The following is a 19,017-nucleotide window of genomic DNA, read 5'->3' on the forward strand; positions in this document are numbered from 1 at the left end:
ATCATTTCTTATTTAAATTATTCATTCGTAACGTATTTCAAATTATAAATCGCTAAGAGTAACTCCATCTCATGAAGAATCTTGTTTTGAATAGCTGATTGCTCGGCATGAATGTCGCGCGTCAAGTCGGTACCAGACAAAGTCCCGTTCGCCATTTTCGCCTCTGAAGCTCGACGTACCGAAGCATGTAAAGCTATAATCTCATCATCATATTTCAATTGTTCGAAATAGGAATCAATTGCCGAATTTCGTTGTGCAATATCTAAATCCGTATTGAAAATAAAGGTCTCTCGCGCGGCTTCGATGGAACGAATCGAAGTCTGTATCTTCGCTTGGTCGTTTTTCTTTGTCCAGAAATTACCAATATTCCATGAAAGCTTTACACCGGCCAAATAATATGCCTTAAAATCATCTTCCAACATATCCAAACCTGGCTTTCCATATCCTCCCGTCACAAACAATCCCAAGCGTGGCATTAATCCGGCTCGAATCCGCGCATCTTGAGCCTTCAAGTTTTGTATTTGCGCCTCATACAAAGCCAACTCCGGACGATTGTTTCTACCTACCAACGGACGTACTACCTCTGGACGCACAAATTCTGTCTTCTCTCCCATCTCTTCGCCTATCAGTTTTGAAAGCATTGAGACGTAAGCCCGCTTGGTATGCGCATATTGCGCTTCTTGTTGTTTAGCTTGGAGAAGGTCTACACGGAGGGCATCGAGGTCTGATTGGTTAGCAACACCATTTTCTATATAGGAAGAAACCTGCGCACAATGTCGTTCTAACTCCGCCTGCAACACTTGGTTTTGCTTTATTTGCGCATCGGCCAACAAGATTCCAAAGAAAAGTTGATTCACGCGATCATTAATCGCATACAAACTCACATCCAAATCTTTACGCTCGACCTCTGCTTGCGTACGATGTACCTGTTTTTCCGAACGAACCATACCTCCATCCCAAATAGCTTGGTTCACATCAAGCGTCGCCTTATATTGATCTTGACTTACCGACGGGATTTCTATGCCTTCGAATCCCAACTCGGCTGGGTCGAAAGGTATTTTCGTCACATCCGATTGGTAAGAAGCTTGTGCCGAAAAGGAAATTTGCGGCAAATATCCTTTGGCGGCATTCGAAAGATTATACGCTTCGGTCTTTTCGATCAATCCATATCGCTGGATAAGCGGATAATTCGCTTGTGCTTTCCGATAGCACGTCTCGATGCTAAGCTGTGCCCATGCAGGCACGCACATCAGTAATACGAAGAGTGAACAGATTGTCTTTGTTTTCATTTTCTTATGCTGAATTATGTTTCGTCTTTCATGTTCGACAATTTTGTCGATGCAAAGATAAAAAAATTTCCATTATGGACGCAACGCCTCTAAAATCAATTGCATATTATGTGTGCGATACGAGGCAAGCAACTTGGCCACTACCTCCGAATGAACGCCCTCTTTTCTTTGGCAAGCCACTATGGCTGTTAACGAAGCAGCGTCAAACGTAAGCAACAAAAAGATAAAATCTTCGAAAGATATCGGACGGATTCGCCCGGCTTTTATCTCTTCTTCCAATCGTTCGCGTGCTTGCTGGATTGATCCAATCCGATTAAACAAATCAAGCAGTATCCCCCGATTCTCCGGTTTCAAAAGCATTTCAGACAAAAGGAAATAGGGCATCTGAGGAGATTGCGAGAAGATGTAACGATCACGTACCTCACGTATTCGATTCAACATTTCTTCGAACGATAAATTTTGCTTGAATACTCCTCTGAACAAAGGTACTATCTCGTCTGTCTTCCTTAATACCACGGCTTGAAATAAATTCTCTTTACTTCTATAATAATAATGCAACATCGAATGCGCCACACCCGCCCGTCGAGCTATCGAAAGCATCTTCGCGCCGTTGTATCCCTTCTCTAAAAACTCGGCTTCTGCCGCTTCCAGGATAATTTGTTCTGTGTTTTGTTCGTTATACTTCATCTTTAAATTTGTTTCATCTGTTATGTTCGACAATTTTGTCGATATCATATAAAATAAAAGTCCATCATTCGGACTACACCAATAATGGACTTTTCTTCATTTGTCGGGGTACCAGGATTCGAACCTGGGACCCCCTGCTCCCAAAGCAGGTGCGCTAACCGGACTGCGCTACACCCCGTTTTTCTCAAATGCGTTGCAAAGGTAGAGCTTTTGGATGAATTTTCCAAACATTTGTCGCTCTTTTTACTAAACTTTTTTCTAAACACATAATATCCAAACTATTACCGAATCAAAATTAGATAACTATAATTGGCGGAGAACATAGTTATATTTGTCAACATTTATACCTATGTCTTTTCAAAATCATAAGTACAAAAAAAATCTTCTTTGAACAAAACATTTTGCAACTAAGGGCTGTTTTATATACGTAAATCCTAAAACAAAAAGAATGAAAACAAATTTAAGCTCCCAAATTACGCTCACACGCATTCCGACCAAGTATTATCGGCCGGAGAACGCATTCGAGCATTCGGTTTTAACCCGTTTGGAAAAAGTACCTACCACCATTTATGAATCCGCCGAAGAGGGTTCGTTTGCAATCGCCAAAGAAATCGCCCTCCAAATCCGGAAGAAACAAGGAGCGGGTCAGCCGTTCGTGTTGGCTTTGCCTGGAGGACGCTCGCCGGAAAGCGTATATAAAGAATTAGTTCGTATGCATCGGGAAGACCAATTAAGTTTCCAAAACGTCGTGGTATTCTTAGAATATGAATTTTATCCTCTTGCCAATTTGAATTCGGGTGTCTTTGCGCATATCAAGAATGAACTACTCGACCATGTGGATATTCTTCCTGAAAACATCCATTATCCGGATGGACAGATGCCGAAAGATGCTATCCTTGATTTCTGCGCTTCCTACGAAGGGAAAATCGCTTCGCTGGGCGGTATTGATTGCATGTTGTTGGGCATCGGGCCGAGCAGCAACATCATGTTCAATTCGGCTGGAACACTTCAAAGTTCGCGCACCCGGCTGGTGCTTCTCGAAGGAGCGGCCCGCAAAGAAGCTGCAGCTACATTCGCTTCGACCGACAATGTCCCGGCCGGTGTCATCACCATGGGTATTTCCAATGTATTGAAGGCGAAGAGCGTCATCCTCATGGCTTGGGGCGACGATAAAGCGAGCGTGATAGCCAATACGATTGAAGGAAAAATCAGTGATGCTATCCCTTCCACCTATTTGCAAATCCATCCGAACGCAAAAGCTATCGTAGATTTGACGGCTGCCTACGATTTGACCCGTATCAGCCATCCTTGGTTAGTAACGACTTGCGAATGGGATAATAAACTCATCCGCCGTGCCATCGTCTGGCTTTGCCAACGGACAGGCAAACCTATCCTCAAGCTCACCAACCGCGACTATAGCGAAAACAGCTTGGGTGAACTTTTAGCGTTGTATGGCTCAGCATACAATGTAAACATCAAAATTTTCAATGACATCCAACACACAATCACGGGCTGGCCTGGCGGAAAACCCAATGCCGATGATACCGACCGGCCTGAGCGTGCAACACCTTATCCCAAACGGGTGATTATTTTCAGTCCGCATCCCGACGATGATGTGATTTCGATGGGCGGTACATTCCGTCGGCTTTGCGACCAGCATCATGACGTGCATGTGGCATACCAAACATCGGGTAATATCGCAGTGGGCGACGAAGAGGTCATCCGTTATTGCGAGTACTTGCGCGATGTATGCAACAAATATTCCCCTGAAAATACAGCCGTAAAGGAGAAAGCGGAAGAGATTATACATTATCTACGCTACGAAAAAGTGGAAGGAAACCAGGCCGAACGTCCGGATGTCCTCTTTATGAAAGGTACCATCCGCCGCGAAGAAGCACGACATGCTTGCCGCTATACGGGTATCAAAGACGAGAACCATATCCATTTCCTCGACCTTCCGTTCTACGAAACGGGGTTAGTCAAGAAAAATCCGATTAGTGAAGCGGATAAGGACATCATCAAAAAGCTTTTGGAAGAGTTGAAGCCCGACCAGATTTTCGTTGCGGGCGATTTGGCCGACCCGCACGGGACGCATAAAGTCTGCCTTGATGCTATCCTCGCTGCCGTGGATGAAATCAAAGACGAAGAATGGATGCTCAATTGCCGCATCTGGATGTACCGCGGCGCATGGGCGGAATGGGAAATGGACCACATCGAAATGGCCGTACCTATTTCTCCGGAAGAACTGCGCCACAAACGGAATGCAATATTAAAGCACCAGTCGCAAGCCGAAAGCGCACCTTATCTGGGCGACGACGAACGTCTCTTCTGGCAACGCGCCGAAGACCGAAACCGCGCGACGGCCGAACTTTACCATCAGCTCGGACTCGCCTCCTACGAGGCTATGGAAGCCTTCGTACAGTATATCCCTGTGAGGTAAAACCTTCCGGAGAGATAGGAATAGTATGTAACTAAAAATCCCTGCCCTAGGTTGTAGAACTTTTGGCAGGGATTTTAGTTACTCGTAATATTCCAACGTGCGTTGCCAGTCCATGTATTTGGCTTCGGAATCGCACCGGAGCGAAGTCCAATTGCCTTGTGCGTCGTATTGATATTTTATTTCGTATTGCCGGGCATTTTTTGCACCGTCGGAAAAGGATGTCTGTTCCTGGATGTGGCTGATGTTCCCTTGCCCGTTCCGGGTGAAGCGGACTGTGACGAGCCATTCATTTCCCTCCCCATCATCTTCTTGGTATGAAATACCGGAACAAGTTCCGGTTTCCGCATACGCATATTTGACAGGGAAATAGAGATTATCTTCCAACACTTTCCCATCGTCCCCGAACACGAAACGATTGTCCTTGTCTTTGAAAACCGTATACTCTTTCGTAGAGGAACCATCTTCATATTCTTCCGTGATTTTGTATCGCTTCCCGTCTTGGTAGCTGAAATGATACCGCCAGAAGGGCGTTTCTACATATTCCAACATGCCGGCTTCGTTGAATCGGTAGAGATGGGTTTGCGCCTTCCCGTTCGGGTTCCCATCGATCCGCTTTTCCTGGATTTGCCTCACCTTCCCGGCAAGCCCCATGCGCGACAGGTCGTTCCCGTCGTCTGGAATATAGGATATGAGCACGGGGGAATAGGACATGCCACTCAGCTGAACCAGCGGGTCGACGAGCGGATGCGCCGGATGCGGCATGGGCCTCGTCATCGCTATCGGCGGCCTTCTAAGGATAGGTAAATTGTACACTTTAATCGGATCGGAACCGCGCAAGTTCAGGCGGGGACAGTTAATGTTCAAATGCAACCGCCGGAACATCTGCACCTCTTCGGGGACATCCTTGATTTGCACGCTCAGTTTGATGGGCACCTCGGTCGGGAAAAGCCCGGCGGCGGAAGTGGCCGAAACCCATTCGCCATCTGCCACGCGCACCTGCATGGCGTATTGCGTGCCCGCGTCGTCGATTGCTACATTATTATAAGGCATGAAATCGAGCGTGGCGTCTGCCCCATAATTCACGACATAAAAATCCATCAAAACGGTCGTAGAGGAAGCGATGCAGCGTTCGCAACTGATTTCCAAATCCGGATGCGGGGACTCGATTCGGAATCCTTTCACGGCTTTCCGCCTGCTGCGTTGCGTATTCTGTCCGCCAAACAAACGGTCTGCGCTTTCCAATGCTTGGTTTGTTTTTTCCAACCCCTTTACCACTTTGTCCAAAAAGCCCTGCGCTTCCATTTCACCCACCGGAAGAGCCCCCAGCAACATGGACAAACCCATCATAAACCACTTTTTTTCATATTTAGTTCTTTTGCTCCGTACAATTCCCCAATACGGATGGTTGTTATTCTATGTTTAGATTAGCATATAAATAAAAAAGCGTGGGAATTGTACCAAAACCTGTTCTCTGCCAAGAAACAAGACGTCTAAGTAAACACCTTTTCACAATATGTCCGTCTCCTTTTTGCGGGAGACAGAGGCAAAGGTACGAAACATTATTTTAATAAGTGCAAATTTTTAGAAAGAATTTTGCATTTATCCACGGCTCTTTCATTTAAAAAAGCGGTAACCTTGTAGATCCTAAGGGAACTGGTTCGGAACGCTTGTAGCTGCAGGCCTCGCTCCGCTTCGACCAGCAGCTATGCACAGAAGTCCTCTTCAAGGACTGTTTTATTACCTATATCGTGCCTCGAAGAGGCGCAATTGTCAAGTAGCCGTAGGTCGAAGCGGAGCGAGGCCTGCGGTATCCAATTTAAATGAAAGAGCCGTGGCATTCATCTCCATTGAAAACACTAACCGGACGGTGAAACCGTCTCACCATGCTTAACCGGCTGGTGACGCGAAGCGGCACCTGCGGTAGCCGATGTCCCCACGATCCCGACCCCAGCGGGGTCGAACAGGGCGGACACGAAGAGGTTCGACCCCTTCGAGGTCGAGACCATGGGGCGGACTTTGACCGCAGGTGCCGCTGGCGCGTCACACAGCGGTTAAGCATGGTTAGACCTCTTGCGAGGTCTCCCGCGCCCGTAACTATATATAAGGTAAGGCGTATCCGCGTGACAAGCCGGAAGAGCCGGCAGCTCCAGCGTGTTGTCGCATGACAAGCAGGAAGAGCTGGCGGCTCCAGCGTGTTGTTGCGTGACAAGTAGAAAGAGCTGGCGGCTCCGGTGCGTTGTCGCGTGACAAGTAGGAAGAGCCGGCAGCTCCGGTGTATTGTCGCGTGACAAGCCGGAAGAGCCGGCAGCTCCGGTGTATTGTCGCGTGACAAGTAGAAAGAGCTGGCGGCTCTGGTGCGTTGTCGAAATGAAAAATATAAAAAATCAAAAATTTGATGCTTCATCGTTTGTGTTCCGGGGAAATATGTTTAATTTCGAGACGTTGATTAAAAAAATATTTTGTCATGAAAGTAAAACAGATAGACGAAATTCGCACAGAGGGCTTTGACAATGGAGCCCATTTTGCATACCACACTACGGTATTGGGCTGGGTAAAGGCGGATGCTACGATTTCGGCCAAGTGCCCCAAATTTATAAATCCTTATGATACGTCGTTGGCGGAAGAGGATCGCGTAATGAAAACTTCAACTAAAAGTCTGCTGAGTGACGATATTGCGGCATCAGACCGGTTGCGCGACGAACTTTACCGTTCGTACCGGGATATGGTGAAGGCCATGAATGGCATTTCAATTCCAGAAATGGCCGAGGCGGCTAAAATCCTACAGCAGCATATCAAAGACTACAAAATTGACGTGCAGGCGCAACTGGATAAGGAAACGGGTAATTTATTGAACTTTACGAACGATTTGAAAGGTAAATATGCAGAACAAGTAGCCGCGTTGAACCTGACGAATATCGTGGATAAACTGGCCGAGGCAAACGAGCAGACCGCCGAATTGCTTCGCCAGCGGGATATCGAAAACAAAAGCCGCGAGATAGGCGCTACAAAGCGTGTCCGGGCAGAGGTGGATGAGGCATACCGCCAATTGATTCAAGTAATTAATGCATACGCTTTGATTGAAGGAGATGCAGATTATGCCGATTTTATCGACCAAATGAACTCCCTGATCCGTCGCTATAGGCAACAAGTGTTAGGCCAAACGTCGGGCAATAAGAAGCCGGATGAGGGCGGCGACGAACCCACTCCCGAACCTGTCACTCCCGAAATTACGGCCGTCTACCAAAAGGAAGAGGGCGACCCGGAAAATCCGCATCGCATCGAGCGAGGCAAACAAACCGGCGTAAACTATAAAGGCTTTACGCTGAAGGGACAAGATGGTACGCTGGAACACGTCATCGGGCTCGTCAATGATTATGATTATGTCGAATGGATTAAGCCAGAGACCATCAGCAATGTCACGGAGACCAGCTGCGAATTTACCATGGTCCCTGATTTAACGGAAGGACAATACAAAGTCCGCATCGAAACCTACGACGGCGGCAGTCCGCTGGTGGTGGAATATCCGGAGCCCATCACGTTATGGTAATGGACAATTGAGAATTGACAATTGACAATTAAAATATGCTTGTAGGGGCGGACACGCGGGTCCGCCCTTTTTTTGTACCTGATTGTTTTCCATAAAAACGTTGAAACGCAGAAAGGCGGACACCCAGGTCCGCCCCTACAAACGGGAAAAATTCCCTATTTCCTTTAATTAAACAACCGCCGGAACTTGTCGAAGAATTTCTCCTTCATGGTTTTGTTGGGTTGGAAATTAGGCGACTCGTCGAGTTTGCCAAGCGTCTTCTTCTCGGAATCGGAGAGCGATTCAGGAACATAAATGCTGACATTGACCAGCAAATCGCCCGTGCCGTAGCCATTTACCGAAGGAAGTCCCTTGTTACGCAAGCGAAGGACTTTGCCCGGTTGCGTACCTGGGTCGATTTTGACCTTCACTTTGCCATCGACCGTCGGGACTTCGACCGAACCGCCCAATGCAGCTTGCGGGAAGCTGAGGAGGAGGTTGTAAACGAGGTCGTTCTCGTCGCGCAGGAGTTCGGGATGCGGCTCTTCCTCGACGAGGATGAGCAAATCGCCGTTCACACCACCATGCCGCGCCGCATTTCCTTTGCCGCTCATCGAGAGCTGCATGCCTTCGGCCACGCCCGCGGGGATGTGGATGGTGATGACCTCTTCGTCGCGCACGATGCCTTCGCCGTTGCAATGCGGGCATTTCTTGACAACTACTTTGCCTTCGCCGCCGCAGGTCGGACAGGTCGTCTGCGTCTGCATCTGGCCGAGAATCGTATTGGCGATGCGCGTCACCACGCCCGAACCCTTACAGGTATCGCACGTCTTTACCCCGTCTGAACCATCCGCACCCGTCCCGTGACAATGCGAACAAGCCACATATTTCTTCACTTTGATTTTTTTCTCCACACCCGTAGCGATATCCTTCAGCGAAAGCTTCACCTTTACGCGGAGGTCAGACCCCCGATTCACACGACGCGCACTCCGTCCGCCGCCGAAACCACCGAATCCGCCAAAACCGCCAAAGTGACCTCCAAAAATATCACCGAACTGCGAGAAAATATCCTCCATCGACATGCCGCCAAAGCCACCCGTACCACCTGCAGCTCCGCCCACTCCAGCATGACCGAACTGGTCGTAACGCTGACGCTTCTGCGGGTCACTCAAGACATCGTACGCTTCAGCCGCCTCTTTAAACTTCTCTTCCGCTTCCTTATCACCCGGATTCTTGTCTGGATGATACTGAATGGCTTTCTTGCGATAAGCCTTCTTGATTTCTTCCTCCGTAGCATTCTTAGCTACGCCTAACACTTCGTAATAATCACGTTTCGCCATTTCCTTCCTTTTTTATTATTCCCCAACAACTACTTTCGCATGGCGAATCACCTTCTCGTTCAATGTATAACCAGTCTGTACACAATCCAGTACCTTTCCTTTCTCATCGGGAGTCGGAGCCGGAATCGTCGCAATCGCCTCGCAATAATCCGAATCAAACGATTTGCCTACGACCTCCATCGCCTTCACGCCCTGGCTCTTCAGGTAAGCGACGAACTTCGTGTAAATCAAATCAACACCTTCCGCTACGGCCTTCATGTCTTCCGCCTTCTCGATATTTTGGAGCGCACGCTCGAAGTCGTCGATGACAGGCAAGAGGTTCGTCAATGCATTTTCGCCGCCGCTCTTAATCAAATCGCTCTTTTCGCGCAACGTACGCTTACGATAATTGTCAAACTCCGCACGCAAACGCAGATGCGTATCGTTCAACTCATCATATTTCTGTTGCAAAGCAGCCAATTCATCTGACGTATTGTCACCTTCGGCTATTTCTTCTGCCTTTTTTTCGGATTGTTCCTGCAAGTTTGTCGCTTCTTCGTTCGTTACGTTTTGTTCTTCTACAGGACTTTTCCCTTTAAAATCTTTATTGCTCATATTATTTTTTGTTTTATTATCAACCCATTAGAGAAACCCGACCAAACCTTGGCTTCCCATTCACGCCTTAGATTCTGCAAAAACATTGCCAAGATAAAACAATACGGCGCACAGAATTCTAAGACCTACGCAAGCAATCGGTATTAGAATTCTGTGCGCCTTCAAATACACAAACATGGAATTGTTAATTGCCCATTGCCAATTATCAATTGATTCAATATCCTCCGCCCAATGCTCTATAAAGATAGACAATGGAAAGAAGCTCGTTGCAAACAGCCGAATTAAGTCCGATTTGCGCATTCAACAACTCACGCTGGGCATCAAGCACATCCATATAATTGGTCACACCGTTGATATATTGCAGTTGCGCCAATTCCAAATATTTACGAGCTGCTATTTCCAATTTCGCTTGTGATTGGCGTACTTCCTTTGCCTTACGAACCGAGACAATAGCATCATTCACCTCCTTAAAAGCCTCGATGACGGTCTTCTCATAACTATAAATTTCCTGCTCATATTGCGCCCGCGCTACTTTCAACCGAGCCTTATTGCGCCCCATCGCGAAAATCGGTTGCAACAAATCTACCGCAGGATACCAATAAGGACTTTTCAACAAATTACCCAATTCGTTGCTTTCAAAGCCAAATGTACCTGTCAAAGAAATCTTCGGGAACAAATTCGTATAAGCCACACCTACTTGCGCATTTGCTTCCTTCAAAGCCATCTCCGCCTGACGGATATCCGGACGGCGTTCAATCAGAGAAGAAGGAAGCCCTGCCGGCAATGCATCTGGAAGACGTTGTTCGGCAAGGATGCGTCCACGGCGAATCGGGTGCGAATAATCCCCAAGAAGCAACGAAAGGTCGCTCTCCTTAATCTGAATCTGCTGTTCCAAGTCTGGAATCAACGTTTCGGTACGTGCTAATTCTACCAACGCCTGGTTATAAGCCGTCTCAGAAGTCAAACCGCCTTCATAACGCAACTTGGCCAAACGAACACCTTCGCGACGAGCTTCCAACGTCTGACGAACGATAGCTAATTCTTCATCCAAAGCACAAAGTTCATAATAGCCAGCTGCCACACCTGCAATAATCGTTAGTTTCAATGCCCGTTGCGCTTCGATACTTTGCATATAGGCTGCAATATCGGCTTCGTTCGCCCAACGGATATTTCCCCAAAGATCCAATTCCCAGTTCAGGCCCAATTTCGCATCAAACTCAGGATCGGAACTTCGGTTACTACTTCCATCATAATTCGTAACCTCTGTTTCCGCATGCAAATTAGCGTTCGCCGAAGGGAAAAAGCGAGAGAAACTGATACGTTTGGCTGCCATCATTTCTTTAATTTTCGCAGCAGCGATTTTCATATCTTTATTATTTTCTAACGCCCGATTAATCAGATTCTGCAATACAGTGTCTTGATATAAACTTTGCCAAGGAATATCGGACACAGAAGCAGTATCCGTCGTTTCTCCGTCAATCGTTTCCGGCAGATTCAAATCTGGACGCACGTACTCTTTCCCTAATTTACAAGAAGAGAAGGCGAGGACTAACGCCAATATCAAAATAAAAGGCAGAAACTTCTTGGGACGAATCTTTTTCAATTTATCCATATTAGGACGATAACGAGCCACCTTTTCCATTCGAATTCCCTTCTTTATCTTACAAATCAAGACAAAGAAGAAAGGTACCATCACAATGCCGACACTCGTGGCCACTAACATGCCAAAGAAAATACCCGTACCTATGCTATGGCGCGACGCCGAACCAGGTCCTGAAGCCAACACCATCGGTAACATACCCAAGATGAACGCCAAAGAGGTCATCAAGATAGGACGGAAACGCATCTGGGCCGCATGAACCGCCGCCTGGACGGCATCCACACCTTTATCTACCTGCACTTTGGCAAACTCTACAATCAAGATGGCATTCTTGGCAGCCAAACCGATGAGCGTCACCAAACCAATCTGAAAATAGACATCGTTCTCCAATCCCGTGACCCAGATACCCAGATAGGCACCCAAAGCCGCAATAGGAAGCGAAAGAAGTACCGCAATCGGCACAATCCAACTCTCGTATTGTGCGGCCAAGAAAAGGAAGACAAAGAGAAATACCAAAGCCAAAATCATACCCGTCTGTCCACCTGCCTGCTTCTCTTGATAAGAAAGGCCGCTCCATTCAAGGGCGATATTGTCGGGTAAATGTTCTTGTACAATACGTTCCATCGCCGCCATCGCATCACCTGTACTATACCCAGATGCGGCAACAGCATTTATCGGTGCAGTAGAGAACATATTAAAACGCTTAATCGTACCTGGTCCCGTCGTATATTTAGTCGTACCCAAAGCCGTAAGTGGAACCATCGAACCATTTTTAGCTCGCACGAAGAAGAGCCCTAAACTTTCTTTATTCGCACGGTAAGGCGCTTCGGCCTGGATATACACACGATAGATACGGTTAAACATATTGAAGTCATTCACATAAACTGAACCTAAGTAGGCCTTCATGGTCGAGAATATATCTGCCACAGGAATACCCAAGAACTTCGCACGGTCACGGTCTACGTCAAAATAAATCTGTGGAATCTCTGCTTGTAAGGCCGAAGAGATATTCTGCAACTCCGGAGCTTGACTCGCATAATAAAGAAACGTATCCGTCGCTTGTACTAAATCATCCCAAGTAGCCTCGCCACGCGCTTCAAGCTGCATCTCCAGCCCGCCACTCTCACCTAAACCAGGTATAACGGGCGGACGATTCACATATCCTTTCGCTTCCGGATAATAATACAATTCATTACGGACAGCCTCCATGACATCGGCCACCCCCATATTACCGCCCTTACGCTCTTCCCAAGGCTTAAGGATAACCGTCAACGTAGTACGGTTTTGTGAAGTTCCCAAACGGCTACTACTTCCTGTTACATTCTGCACATATGCTACGGCTGGCTGCGCTTTCAAGAAATCTATCATGCGGTTCGTCACAGTACGTGTACGCTCCAACGTAGCTCCTTCTGGCAATTCCAACTCTACCGTAAAGAAACCTTGATCCTCTTCCGGAATGAAAGAGGTTGGCAAAACGCGGTTCAATACGAAAATAACTACGATAATCATACCAAAACCTGCCAATATCCGCCGTGGTTGTTGCATCACTTTCCGAAGCAACCCTGTATATTTATGGTTTCCTTTTTCCAGCCATTCGTTTATCTTACGAAAGACAATATTCTTCTCGCCTTTGGTCGGACGAAGCAAAATAGCACAAAGGGCCGGACTCAAAGTCAAGGCTACAACCGTAGATAGAATTACCGACACGGCTATCGTAATAGAGAACTGGCGATACAATTGCCCCGTGATGCCACTCAAGAAGCTCACCGGTACAAACACTGCCGCCAAAACCATCGAAGTAGCGATCAAAGCACCTGTCAGTTCCTTCATCGCCCGGTGGGTTGCTTCACGGGGAGAGACATCCTCTTCATTAATAATACGCTCCACATTCTCGACCACCACAATCGCATCGTCTACTACAATACCGATGGCCAATACTAAACCCAGCAAAGTCAAAGTATTCAAAGAGAAACCCATGACTAACATAAACCCGAACGTACCAATCAACGAAATCGGCACAGCTATTGTCGGAATCAATGCCGCACGCCAGTTCTGCAACGATAGGAACACGACCAATATCACCAAAAACAAAGCTTCGAAAAGGGTCTTATACACTTCATGTACGGATTGGGAAATGTATTCCGTCATATCGAAAGGGAAGTTATACTCCAATCCTTCGGGGAAGTTCTTACTTACCTCCTCCATGACGTTCCGCACATTTTCGGCTACTTCCAAGGCATTCGCGCCAGGAAGCATATAGATAGCCAGGATGGCCGCATTCTTTCCGTTAATACCACTCTCCGTATTATAGGAAGAGGCTTCGAGCGAGACGCGAGCTACATCGCGCATACGGACAATCGAACCGTCTGAATTGGCTCGAATCACTATATTTTCAAACTCCTCGACCGTCGAGAGGCGTCCCGAAGCAGTCACGGGGAGCGTCACATCCACATTCAAGATAGGTTGCTTACCAAACTCGCCTGCCGCCGACTCACGGTTCTGGTCTTTCAAAGCATCCTGCAAATCCTTTACAGTTAATCCCATCGTCGCCAAACGGTCTGGATAAACCCATATCTGCATTCCGTAATAACGGCTACCGACATTCGACACGCGACCTACGCCCGGAATACGCCGTATCACGTCCAACACGTTAATCGTAGCAAAGTTACTTAAATAGATTTCATCAAACTTCGGGTCGTCAGACATCAACGTGAGCGTCATCAACTGGCTGGGCGACTGTTTCTCTATCGAGATACCATTCTGAATCACCTCGGCCGGCAAACGGCTTTCGGCCAGCTTCACACGGTTCTGCACTTCTACGGCAGCCAAATCCGGATTCGAAGAGATATCGAACGTGACCGTAATCGTCAAACTTCCTGAGTTCGAACAATTACTTTGCATGTAAAGCATACCGGGCGTACCGTTCAATTCTTGCTCGATAGGAGTTGCCACCGCCTGGGATACTGTCAAGGCATTGGCTCCCGGATAGGAAGCACTCACCCTCACGACAGGTGGCGTAATCTGCGGATATTGCTCAATGGGCAAGGATACCAATCCTATCAGTCCGACGAGCACAATCAGCACCGAAATAACCGTCGAGAAGACGGGACGGTCGATAAAAAATCCTGCTCTCATCCTCTTATTCCTCCTCTTTTTCTCTTAATGCTTGGATGGCTTTCTCGTCGCTCGAAAGGATAGGTTGTACTTTCACGTTCGGTTCCAACTTATGATAACCTTCAATTACTACCCGCTCGTTCTCGCCCAATCCACGTTCGATGACGACCGAGTTTTCTATCTCCGGACCAATCTGTACGAAACGCTTCTCGGCTACATCATCCCTTCTCAACACATAGATAAACGCACCACCACCTTCAATTGAAATCGCTTTGCGCGGAATCACAATGGCCCGCTCGCGTACATCCAGCAAAAGCTTGACACGCGTCGACTGCCCCGGCAAGAGCTTACGGTTCGGGTTCGGAAGGATGGCACGAACGGTAAACGTCCCCGTATTCGGGTCTACCGACGGATCGGCAAAATCCACCACGCCCTTCACGGGATATTCTGAATTGTCGGCCAAGGTAACAGACACGGTCGGCTGCCAGGAGCGGGTCGTATCTTGTACGCCGAACTTCACGTTGCGTCTCTCTGCACGCAGGTAATCCAACGCTGTCATCTTGAAATCCACGTCTACCGTATCACTCTTTACGACTACAGCCAGTTTCGAGTTCGCGCCCGGTCCTACCAACGTACCGATATCCACCAGTCGCTCACTGATATATCCTGAGATGGGGGAAGTCACCCGCGTATAGCTCAACTCCAGTTCCGCCTGCTCCAGGTCGGCCTTGCTCATGGCCACGTCGGCCTCGGCATTCTCCTTGGCGGCGATAGCATTATCCAAATCCAACTGACTGGCAGCATGTTGTTCATATAGAGGAGCCAAACGTTCTACATCGCGAGCCGATTTGGCTGCCTGTACCTCGTTCTTGCGCAGTTGCGCCTTGGCTTTTTCAACCCTAGCTTTATAGACAGCAGGACTAATAATAAACAGCGGGTCGCCCTGTTCCACTCGTTTCCCCTCTTCAAACATCATCCGTTCCAAATATCCTTCGACGCGGGCATGAATTTCGACCGTGCTCTCCGCCCGAATCGTCCCCACATACTCGCCATAAATCTGGACATCCTTCTTCACCGGTTTCTCTACAATCACAATGGGCGGCAACGGTTCTTCCTTTTTCTTACAACCCGACATCAGCAGGCTGAAACACAAGCAAGCGCACGTCCACCACATGGTTCCTTTACTCATACTACGCATGGATATTCTACCTATAATTAATACTTTTATCTGTCGACGCAGACAGAGAAATAATCGTTCCAAACTCATACTCATTTCGTTAAATTTACTTAGCCAGCTAATTCATAGAGAACTACGGCGTAAAGGTACGAAGTTATTTCCAGACTACCACACACTTCCCCGTAGAATTATTCCACAACTACGCACCACGCTTCCACACTTCCCCCCTTGCCACACCGTTTCCCATCCCGCATTCCGCCTCCCTTTGATAACCTCTGCCCGCCCCCCTTCATCTACGCACCACGGCTCCACCTACATACGGACCTCACCATCATCCACATACGTATATTAGAAATCGTCACTTACATAGATAAGCTATTAATACCTGTACTGGTATCACCCCATAAGCAGTACAGGTATGACCCTCTTAGCAGTACAGGTATCAAGCGATTACTCTTGGATAAAACCTGTCATTAGACTAAAGAAAGACGAACGCAGATATACCTATATTCCTGCCTTCAACGTCTTAGATCAAACGCCGCTTGCCTACGAGACAAAAAAAAGAGTGCACCCAGAGCGGAATAACCCGCCGGGTGCACTCACTTCATTTATAAACTATTAAAACAATTGATTACTTCGATGCAGAAGTCTTCTTCGGAGCGGCTTTCTTCTTATACTTCTCGACCTCCTTCTGGAGCGCTTCAATCTCTTCGCCCTGGTTCTTGATAGTAGTCAAGAGCGAGTTCAACTCTTCATTTTCAATCGTCTCCGGATACTGTGCGTTCACGCGTTCGATAAAGTCGGAGAGGACGTTCATGTAATTGTTGAACGCATCGTAAGGATTATCATAAGGGCTGAATCCACCATGCCCCATGTGCTTCGTACTCATATAATAGAAGTGATCGCTGCTCTGGAGCCAATACCAATCCTGACGGATACGGCGCAAGTCACAAAGGCGGACACGTTCGCCAATTTCGCAAATCTTACGGAAAGCCTCCTGCTGAAGGACATTACCCAACCACGAGCTGCAATCGCGCTCCTCATCGACCCATGAAATCGGGTAAGCCACCGAAATGCTATCTACCGGCTTCAAGAGTGTGAACACTTCCGAAGGAGTAGAAAAGCTGATGCCCTTCTCAGCTGCAAAACGAGGCAATGCCTTGAAGAACTCGAAGATACCCGTCTCGGCCGGATGCAACGAACCCAAGACCTCGTAGTTCATGAATAGGTTGATAACCTGCTCCGATTCAGGCGTCGACGCAATCCACGAGATATACTTGTCGGCCGTAAGCGGATATTCGTTCCAACTATAATCGCTAAAGCGGTCTGAAAGGTCTTCACTGAAGCGGTCGTTCTTCAACAACAAATGAAGATTAGGCTGGACAGCCGAGCAATACATGTAGTTCGGGCTCTTCCAACCCAAAACATGCTTAGCGCCTTCTGTCAACATACCTTTGTAACCCATTTCATACACCACTTCCGAAATATCGTCTGAGTAAATCAACTCCGTATTGCGGAACACCTTCGGGGTAACGCCAAAGAGAGTTTGAATCTTATCTTCTTGTTTCTTAATCTGGTGTTTGAACTCGTCCATATCACCCAACGAAGAGAGCGAATGGGCGTAAGTCTCGGAGAGGAACTCCACATTACCGGTAGCGGCCAACTCCTTGAAACTATCAATCACCTCAGGCGTATAGATTTCCATCTGCTCCAGAGCTACGCCAGAGATAGAGAAAGCCACCTTAAACTTATTGCCACTCGACTTAATCATCTCCAGAATCGTCCGGTTAGCCGGAAGATAGCACTTCTCGGCAATACGACGGATGATTTCCTCGTTCTGGAAATCGTCGTAGTAATAATGGTCGTTGCCTATATCAAAGAAACGATATCTTTTCAAACGGAACGGCTGATGTATTTGGAAATAAAAGCATATTGTTTTCATAATGTCTTTGCTGTTTTTTTAAAGTTTCTGTTTGTGTTTTTATTTGTTACCTGTTACCATATCATATATCCGGCGCACCTTTTGTCCGGCATATTCCCATTTAATCTCATCCACTTCGCGCTTTCCTTCGACTTTGAGGAACTCGTGCATCGCAGGATAAGTAATAAGCGAATACATGGCATCGGCCAATGCCTCAATATCCCAATAATCCACCTTCATGGCATAGTTCAGGATTTCAGCACAACCGGACTGCTTCGAGATAATCGACGGGACACCGCACTGCATCGCCTCAAGCGGAGAAATACCGAAAGGCTCGGATACGGAAGGCATCACATAGACATCACTCGCCTTGAAGACCTCGTATACCTGTTTCCCTTTCATAAAGCCGGTGAAATGGAAACGGTCGGAAATATTACGCGATGCCGCCAGACGAATCATCTGGTTCATCATATCTCCGCTACCTGCCATGACGAAACGCGCATGAGGTGCACGCTGCAATACCTTAGCAGCCGCTTCGACGAAGTACTCAGGCCCTTTCTGCATCGTAATACGGCCCAAGAAAGTAATAACCTTATCCTTCACCCCTTTCTTATCAGGAATGGCCAGGATTTCAGGGCTCAACGGCTCGACAGCATTATGTACAGTCGTAACCTTGGCCGGATCTTGATGATACTTCTCGATAACAGTTTGACGCGTCAAGTTACTTACGGTAATGATATGGTCCGCATGGTCCATACCATTCTTTTCGATGGCATACACATCGGGGTTCACATTCCCACGGCTACGGTCATAATCCGTAGCATGGACATGGATAACCAACGGTTTACCCGTGACTTGCTTCGCATGAATACCTGCGGGATACGTCAACCAGTCGTGCGCATGGATTACGTCACAAGGAATTGTACGTGCAATCACGCCCGCCACGATGGAATAGTTGTTAATCTCTTCCAGCAAATTGTTCGGATAACGACCTGAAAACTCTAAACATCCCAAATCATTTACATACCGATAAGAAAAGTCAGCATAAATATTATTCCGAAAATCGAAATACAGCTGAGGGTCCATAAATTTGCCCAAACGCTCGCGGACATAATCCATGTTCACATCGCGCCAAACGATAGGCACATTATTTACTCCTATAATCCTCAGGAAGCTTTGGTCTTCATCGCCCCAAGGCTTAGGAATACAAAAAGTAATTTCCATATCTGGTTGTAACGACATGCCTTTCGTCAAGCCGTAACTGGCCGTTCCTAAGCCTCCCAAGATATGAGGTGGAAACTCCCACCCAAACATTAATGCTTTCATATA

General features: G+C 47.4%; 11 protein-coding genes, 1 tRNA gene and 1 pseudogene. 2 read left to right on the forward strand and 11 right to left on the reverse strand.

The window, feature by feature from the left end; all coding sequences use genetic code 11:
• Positions 1 to 17: 17 nt before the first annotated feature.
• From B5F77_RS04120 to B5F77_RS04130, 3 genes are all read right to left on the reverse strand, one after another.
• Complete coding sequence (locus B5F77_RS04120) at positions 18 to 1,289, reverse strand: TolC family protein (protein ID WP_087328061.1); 1,272 nt, start codon at positions 1,287 to 1,289, stop codon at positions 18 to 20.
• A gap of 72 nt (positions 1,290 to 1,361) precedes the next feature.
• Positions 1,362 to 1,976 (reverse strand): TetR/AcrR family transcriptional regulator, encoded by a 615-nt coding sequence (locus B5F77_RS04125; protein WP_162607949.1) that lies wholly within the window; start codon positions 1,974 to 1,976, stop codon positions 1,362 to 1,364.
• A 103-nt stretch (positions 1,977 to 2,079) separates the two neighbouring features.
• Positions 2,080 to 2,154, reverse strand: a tRNA-Pro gene (locus B5F77_RS04130).
• 270 nt (positions 2,155 to 2,424) lie between these two features.
• Between B5F77_RS04130 and B5F77_RS04135 the strand changes: the two genes are divergently transcribed.
• Positions 2,425 to 4,416 (forward strand): glucosamine-6-phosphate deaminase, encoded by a 1,992-nt coding sequence (locus B5F77_RS04135; RefSeq protein WP_087328069.1) that lies wholly within the window; start codon positions 2,425 to 2,427, stop codon positions 4,414 to 4,416.
• Positions 4,417 to 4,494: 78 nt separating this feature from the next.
• On the opposite strand, the gene B5F77_RS04140 is transcribed toward B5F77_RS04135, so the two are convergent.
• On the reverse strand, positions 4,495 to 5,763 hold the full coding sequence (locus tag B5F77_RS04140; RefSeq protein WP_140392809.1) for a hypothetical protein: 1,269 nt from the start codon (positions 5,761 to 5,763) through the stop codon (positions 4,495 to 4,497).
• Positions 5,764 to 6,880: 1,117 nt separating this feature from the next.
• Here B5F77_RS04140 and B5F77_RS04145 point away from each other — a divergent pair.
• Positions 6,881 to 7,963: a DUF6261 family protein gene (locus tag B5F77_RS04145; RefSeq protein ID WP_087328073.1), complete on the forward strand. Its 1,083-nt coding sequence runs from the start codon at positions 6,881 to 6,883 to the stop codon at positions 7,961 to 7,963.
• 164 nt (positions 7,964 to 8,127) lie between these two features.
• On the opposite strand, the gene dnaJ is transcribed toward B5F77_RS04145, so the two are convergent.
• The 7 genes and pseudogenes from dnaJ to B5F77_RS04175 form a co-directional block, all read right to left on the reverse strand.
• Complete coding sequence (gene dnaJ, locus B5F77_RS04150) at positions 8,128 to 9,282, reverse strand: molecular chaperone DnaJ (RefSeq protein ID WP_087328077.1); 1,155 nt, start codon at positions 9,280 to 9,282, stop codon at positions 8,128 to 8,130.
• Positions 9,283 to 9,297: 15 nt separating this feature from the next.
• Complete coding sequence (locus tag B5F77_RS04155) at positions 9,298 to 9,876, reverse strand: nucleotide exchange factor GrpE (protein ID WP_087328079.1); 579 nt, start codon at positions 9,874 to 9,876, stop codon at positions 9,298 to 9,300.
• Between the two features lie 214 nt (positions 9,877 to 10,090).
• On the reverse strand, positions 10,091 to 11,518 hold the full coding sequence (locus tag B5F77_RS15950) for an efflux transporter outer membrane subunit (RefSeq protein ID WP_343225049.1): 1,428 nt from the start codon (positions 11,516 to 11,518) through the stop codon (positions 10,091 to 10,093).
• Positions 11,507 to 14,611, reverse strand: a pseudogene (locus tag B5F77_RS04160) (multidrug efflux RND transporter permease subunit); the annotation flags it as partial. The pseudogene B5F77_RS04160 and the gene B5F77_RS15950, both read right to left, overlap by 12 nt.
• A 4-nt stretch (positions 14,612 to 14,615) precedes the next feature.
• Positions 14,616 to 15,779: an efflux RND transporter periplasmic adaptor subunit gene (locus B5F77_RS04165; RefSeq protein WP_087328084.1), complete on the reverse strand. Its 1,164-nt coding sequence runs from the start codon at positions 15,777 to 15,779 to the stop codon at positions 14,616 to 14,618.
• A 619-nt stretch (positions 15,780 to 16,398) separates the two neighbouring features.
• Positions 16,399 to 17,709, reverse strand: a complete 1,311-nt coding sequence (locus B5F77_RS04170) for a glycoside hydrolase family 57 protein (RefSeq protein WP_087328087.1) — start codon at positions 17,707 to 17,709, stop codon at positions 16,399 to 16,401.
• A 39-nt stretch (positions 17,710 to 17,748) separates the two neighbouring features.
• Positions 17,749 to 19,014: a glycosyltransferase family 4 protein gene (locus B5F77_RS04175; RefSeq protein WP_087328090.1), complete on the reverse strand. Its 1,266-nt coding sequence runs from the start codon at positions 19,012 to 19,014 to the stop codon at positions 17,749 to 17,751.
• Between the last annotated feature and the right edge of the window lie 3 nt (positions 19,015 to 19,017).

Source organism: Parabacteroides sp. An277, from assembly GCF_002159645.1.
In the GTDB taxonomy this organism is placed as follows: domain Bacteria; phylum Bacteroidota; class Bacteroidia; order Bacteroidales; family Tannerellaceae; genus Parabacteroides.

Bases quoted from the DNA above. Each gene is read 5' to 3' on its own strand.
- dnaJ (WP_087328077.1), bottom strand. From the start codon at position 9,282: ATGGCGAAACGTGATTATTACGAAGTGTTAGGCGTAGCTAAGAATGCT.
- B5F77_RS04165 (WP_087328084.1), bottom strand. From the start codon at position 15,779: ATGAGTAAAGGAACCATGTGGTGGACGTGCGCTTGCTTGTGTTTCAGC.
- B5F77_RS04140 (WP_140392809.1), bottom strand. From the start codon at position 5,763: ATGATGGGTTTGTCCATGTTGCTGGGGGCTCTTCCGGTGGGTGAAATG.
- B5F77_RS04135 (WP_087328069.1), top strand. From the start codon at position 2,425: ATGAAAACAAATTTAAGCTCCCAAATTACGCTCACACGCATTCCGACC.
- B5F77_RS04155 (WP_087328079.1), bottom strand. From the start codon at position 9,876: ATGAGCAATAAAGATTTTAAAGGGAAAAGTCCTGTAGAAGAACAAAAC.
- B5F77_RS04120 (WP_087328061.1), bottom strand. From the start codon at position 1,289: ATGAAAACAAAGACAATCTGTTCACTCTTCGTATTACTGATGTGCGTG.
- B5F77_RS04125 (WP_162607949.1), bottom strand. From the start codon at position 1,976: ATGAAGTATAACGAACAAAACACAGAACAAATTATCCTGGAAGCGGCA.
- B5F77_RS04170 (WP_087328087.1), bottom strand. From the start codon at position 17,709: ATGAAAACAATATGCTTTTATTTCCAAATACATCAGCCGTTCCGTTTG.
- B5F77_RS04175 (WP_087328090.1), bottom strand. From the start codon at position 19,014: ATGAAAGCATTAATGTTTGGGTGGGAGTTTCCACCTCATATCTTGGGA.
- B5F77_RS15950 (WP_343225049.1), bottom strand. From the start codon at position 11,518: ATGGAAAAGGTGGCTCGTTATCGTCCTAATATGGATAAATTGAAAAAG.
- B5F77_RS04145 (WP_087328073.1), top strand. From the start codon at position 6,881: ATGAAAGTAAAACAGATAGACGAAATTCGCACAGAGGGCTTTGACAAT.